3 protein-coding genes are annotated in these 4,988 nt (G+C 56.8%); all 3 read right to left on the reverse strand.

Annotation, left to right across the window (positions count from 1 at the left end):
• A partial coding sequence (gene zwf, locus ACIQ0G_RS10165; RefSeq protein ID WP_397577806.1) for a glucose-6-phosphate dehydrogenase occupies positions 1-1,425 on the reverse strand: 1,425 nt, incomplete at its 3' end.
• Positions 1,426-1,526: 101 nt separating this feature from the next.
• Positions 1,527-2,561: an ACP S-malonyltransferase gene (locus tag ACIQ0G_RS10170; RefSeq protein WP_397577807.1), complete on the reverse strand. Its 1,035-nt coding sequence runs from the start codon at positions 2,559-2,561 to the stop codon at positions 1,527-1,529.
• The gene (locus ACIQ0G_RS10175; RefSeq protein WP_397577808.1) at positions 2,558-4,759 is read right to left on the reverse strand and encodes a thiamine pyrophosphate-dependent enzyme; all 2,202 of its coding nucleotides are present in this window, start codon (positions 4,757-4,759) and stop codon (positions 2,558-2,560) included. Before ACIQ0G_RS10175 ends, ACIQ0G_RS10170 begins: the two co-directional genes overlap by 4 nt.
• Positions 4,760-4,988 lie beyond the last annotated feature (229 nt).

Here is a 4,988-nt window from a genome sequence, read left to right on the forward strand (position 1 = left end):
ATCACGTTCGGTGAGGGCAATCGCGGCACTGGGGCCCCAGCTACCGGCACCATAGCCCTTTGGCTTCAACGCTGTCGCGTCCCACAGCGCCCGTATGGCATCGATCCACTTCCACTGGGCCTCAACCTCGTCACGGCGGACAAATAACGTCTGGTCGCCTTCTATGAGGTCAAGGAGCAGGCGTTCATACGCAATCCGCCGTCGCGACCCGGCAAAGGCGGCGGTAAGCGACAGATCAAGCGGCACTTCGCGCAAGGTGACCCCGCCGCGATCCAGCCCGGGTTCTTTCGCCATCACCAACAACCGAACATATTCCTCGGGCTGTAACCGGATAACCAACGTATTTGCCTCCAGCCGTCCGCCACGGTCCTTGAACACATTGTGGGGGACGGGTTTGAACTGGATCACGATTTCGCTGCGGCGTTCGGGCAAACGTTTCCCGGTGCGCAGGAAAAACGGCACGCCCTGCCACCGCCAATTGTCGACATAGGCTTTAATCGCGACAAAGGTTTCGGTGTCAGATGGCTTGCCGAGGTCCGCGTCATAGCCTTTGACCGCTTCGCCGTTGACCGCACCGTCATTATATTGCCCGGTCACGACGTCACCTTCGACCACCGGACGCAGCGCGCGCAGGACCTTTACCTTTTCATCGCGAATGGCCGTCGCATCCAGACTTGCCGGTGGCTCCATTGCGGTCAGCGCCAGCAATTGCAGCATATGGTTTTGCACCATGTCGCGCAGCGCGCCGGTATCGTCATAAAATCCGGCCCGCCCCTCAAGCCCGACGGTCTCGCTCACGGTAATCTGCACATGCTCAATGGCATTGGCATTCCACAGCGGCTCAAACAACATGTTGGCAAAACGAAGCGCCATCAGGTTCTGGACCGTTTCCTTGCCCAGATAATGGTCGATGCGGAACGTGCGTGTTTCCGGGAAAACCGCGTTCACGGCGTCGTTAATGTGCTGCGATGACGCCAAATCATTGCCCAATGGCTTTTCCAAGCCAATGCGCACATTTTCACCCGAAAGGCCGGCATTGTGGAGGCCCTTGATCGTTGGTTCAAACAAAGATGGCGCGGTGGAGAGGAAAATCGACAATCCGCCCGATATGTCGCCAATCTTGTCCGCCAATGCGGCAAAGCCTTGCGGATCGGACGCGTCCAGCGCGACATAAGAAAGCCTTTGCAGAAACGCGTCAATCAGGCCCTCGGCCTTGCGGTCATCGGGCAGAAATTCACACAATGCCGCGCGCGCCATATCGCGAAAGCCATCATCGGTAAGTGTGCTACGTGCCGTGCCGAAAATACGCAGGTCAGGATTAATCAGGCCGTCGGCATGCAGCGCATACAAGGATGGCAGCAGCATCCGTCGTGAAAGGTCACCCGTGGCCCCAAACAACAGCAAGGTGGAACTGTGCATGCTCATTCTGTCCGTCTCCATGCAAGGCACCGGTCGGTCGCCTTACCAATCGCGACTCCCTTTATCCTGAAGGGCACAAGCGTCTAGCGCTTATTCGTATGCAACGTTTAACGTAATGCCCAGGCGCGCTGTTCGTCCATACCCATGGAAATCAATATGGGTTCGTCCTGTTGCCGTGCCTGAAAGTCCGCTTTGCCCGAAAGGCCGCGCCAACCAGATGCAATCAGCGCTTGTGCCGTTGGCGCACCCAAGGTCGTTCCGGGCCCCAGAACAATCACAACGTCCGGCGCGAATTCTGCGGCAGCAACCTGCACTGCGCGGCTAAAATCATATGTCTCGGTTAATTGCGCGCCAAGCGTGTAGGCGTAGATTGCATCTGCGCTAAAGGCATGCGGCGACCAAATCTTGCCCTGCCCGTCAATTGCCGGAATGTTACCCGGACCGAAATCCGCCACAGGATTCTGCGCGCGCGCCATCGGCACGATATGCTGCAGCAACGAACTGTGGAATGCCGCATGGTGCATCAAGCGCAATGGGAAGCGGTCGTCCTTCGGCAGTTTTTCGGCGAGCCACTTCAGTCCGGCTTCGTCGCCTGCGAACACCACCATCCCGCCAAGCCGTATCGACACTGATATAGTTATATCAGAAATATTCTGCGCTTCATCAACTAAAGCATTCGCAAAATTTACTTTTTTTGCGTCAATATTCCAATCAACATCAATAATCGGCCAAACGATCTGCCCACCGGTGCCATGTTCATGCATCAACAGGCCCATATTGTTCACAAGCCGCGCACCCGCCGCCAGATCGACAATCCCCGCACAGGCAAGCGCGAGATACCAGCCCATCGAATTACCCGTCACCGCAACGACATCGAAGCGTTCACGATCAATCGCAGCGAAATCCGCGAGGGCAGATGCGTAAATTAGCGGGGACGCGTTATCGCCGGTCATATGCACCGATGGCGCGTATTTCTCCGCTTTATCGAGCGTCGATACCGGCACTTGGCCCTTTTCCGCACGGACCGCATCAACAATGCCGACCACATCAGCGCGCGCCGCATGGTGCTTCTGCACATATCCAAGCTCGGACGCGTTATAGGTGCCGCGCCCCGGGCAAACGACCAATGCGCGCTTCTTCATGCGACCGCTGCCTTGGCCGCGTCCACGATCGATTGCTTGCTTGGCAATACCAGCTCAGCCGCGGGCCCAAGCGGGATGAAGCAATCTTCAGCGGTAATCCGGCTAACGGCGTTTCCGCGACCAGCCTCCGTCAATATGGTCATCAGCTTTTCACTCAAGCTTCCCGACCGGCGGCTTTCGTCAACAATCAGGATATTCGAACAATCGGCCACCGCACCCACGATTGCGTCCGCATTCAACGGATGCAACCAACGCAGGTCAATGATGCGTAGATTGATGCCCAACGCTTCCAATTCGGGCGCGGCCTGACGCGATAAATAATAACCATTTCCATAGGTTATAATCGCAAGTTCAGTGCCGTTGCCAAATTGCCCAAGCGCACCAAAGGCGATTTCACGCGCGTCCGTCGGCGCTGTATATTCCGCAGACCACGCCCCATCCTCCGCGCCGTGAAGGTCCGTTGTGTGATACAGCGCGATGGGTTCAAGGAAGATCACAACACGGCCATCCTCATGCGCCAGCCGGACGCATTCACGCAGCATAGCGGGCGCGTCGGCGGCGTTGGATGGACATGCGACAATGATACCGGGAATGTCGGTGAGGACAGCGATGCTGTTGTCATTGTGGAAATGCCCACCAAAGCCCTTTTGATAGGGCAAGCCAGCGATACGCACGACCATAGGGTTGCGATATTGTCGGTTTGAAAAGAAGGACAAGGTCGCCGCTTCGCCCCGGATCTGGTCCTCTGCATTATGCAGATAGGCCAAAAACTGGATTTCAGGGATTGGAACAAAGCCATTATGCCCCATGCCGATGGCAAGCCCAAGGATGGTCTGTTCGTCCAACAACGTATCAAACACACGTGCTGCGCCGAATTTTTCCTGCAGCCCCTGTGTCACGCCATAAACGCCGCCTTTGCGCGCGACGTCTTCTCCGAACACCGCGACATTGGGATATTGCAGCATGATGTCCGCCAAGGCGAAGTTGATGCTCTTGGCCAAAGTGACCGGCTTAGCGAGGTTGCGCGCGTCTTTGGCAAATAGAGTGTCGCGCGATGCGGCATCGGGCAATGGCGGCGATGGCTTGGCGCCTTCCTCTGGCAGAATGGACGCCATCACCTCTTGCGTGGTGACGAGCCGTGGCTTGGCCAGCGCATCCAAGGCAACACGGTCAACCCGCGCGCGCATGTCTTCGTAGCGCGCAACAATTTCAGCGCCCGACATGCCCGCTTGTTCATGCAAAATGCGCGCGCTGTGCAGCAATGGATCTTGCGCTTCGGCCGCTTCGATCTGCGCAATCGGAGCATAGCTCAATTCAACATCGGCCCCCGCATGCCCCATGAGACGCACCGTCTGCATGTGCAGAAATACGGGCCTACGCCGCGAACGCGCATAGGCGACGGCTTCGTGGCAGCCACGCAGGGCATCATTCAGGTCCGCCCCGTCGCAGGCAATATATTTCAATGCGGGGCGATGCGCGAAGTTGGCCTTTATCCATCCACCGGGCGTCCGCACCGAAATGCCGATGCCATTATCCTCACACAGGAAAACAATCGGCATGGGCAAATGCTGATACGCAGCCCAGCAGGCGGCGTTGAACGCGCCTTGCGATGTCGAGTGGTTGGCCGACGCATCACCGAAGGAACATAAAATGATGGAATCGTGGGGAAGTACCGCGTCATCCAGTTGCAGACGCCGTGCCAGCCCCAAAGAATGCGCGGCGCCAACGGCTTTGGGCAAATGCGAGGCAATGGTGCTGGTCTGCGGCGGGACAAATGTGTGTGCACATCCCAGAACCTTGTGCCGCCCGCCGGAAATCGGATCATCTGCCGAAGCTGCGAAGGACAAAGCCATGTCATATAATGGCGTCAGGCCGCCCGCTTGCTTTTTGCGCTGAATGAGAAACGCGCCATCGCGATAATGCAAAAATGCCATGTCGGTTGCGCGCGTCGCCGCCGCCATCGCCGCAGTGCCTTCATGCCCCGAACTGCCAATGGAATAAAATGTCTTACCCTTTGACCGGCGCGCCCAAAGATCGAGGTGACGGTTCATGATTTGCGTGTCGAACAAATCCACCAGCAGATGGGGCGCTGCTACTTCGGTCGCACCTTCTGAACGCGGAGCGGGAAAGTCATGGGCAGCAACACGCCGCAGAAAAGCCGCGTCTAATATCGTAGGACGGTCAAACATAGACCGCATAATTAGCGCCAAAGGGCACAAAAGCCACTGTAAAGTATAAATTTCAACTGCCCGATTAAATTGCTGGATTTGTTAAAATTCGGCGATAGGATGGAGATTGAGTGAGAGCTTGCTTGCCGGTCCAACCCAGACGGTGAGTGTTTCAAAACTGGTATCCCGAAGTGAGCAGCAAATGCCACAAAGGGGGGGGGGTCGGTTGAATAGGAGGAGAGAGTATAATGCGTAGATT

Origin of the sequence: Sphingorhabdus sp., assembly GCF_044354325.1 — a bacterium.
Classification (GTDB): domain Bacteria; phylum Pseudomonadota; class Alphaproteobacteria; order Sphingomonadales; family Sphingomonadaceae; genus Sphingorhabdus_B.

Coding starts and splice junctions, on each gene's coding strand:
- ACIQ0G_RS10170 (WP_397577807.1), bottom strand. CDS start 2,561: ATGAAGAAGCGCGCATTGGTCGTTTGCCCGGGGCGCGGCACCTATAAC.
- ACIQ0G_RS10175 (WP_397577808.1), bottom strand. CDS start 4,759: ATGCGGTCTATGTTTGACCGTCCTACGATATTAGACGCGGCTTTTCTG.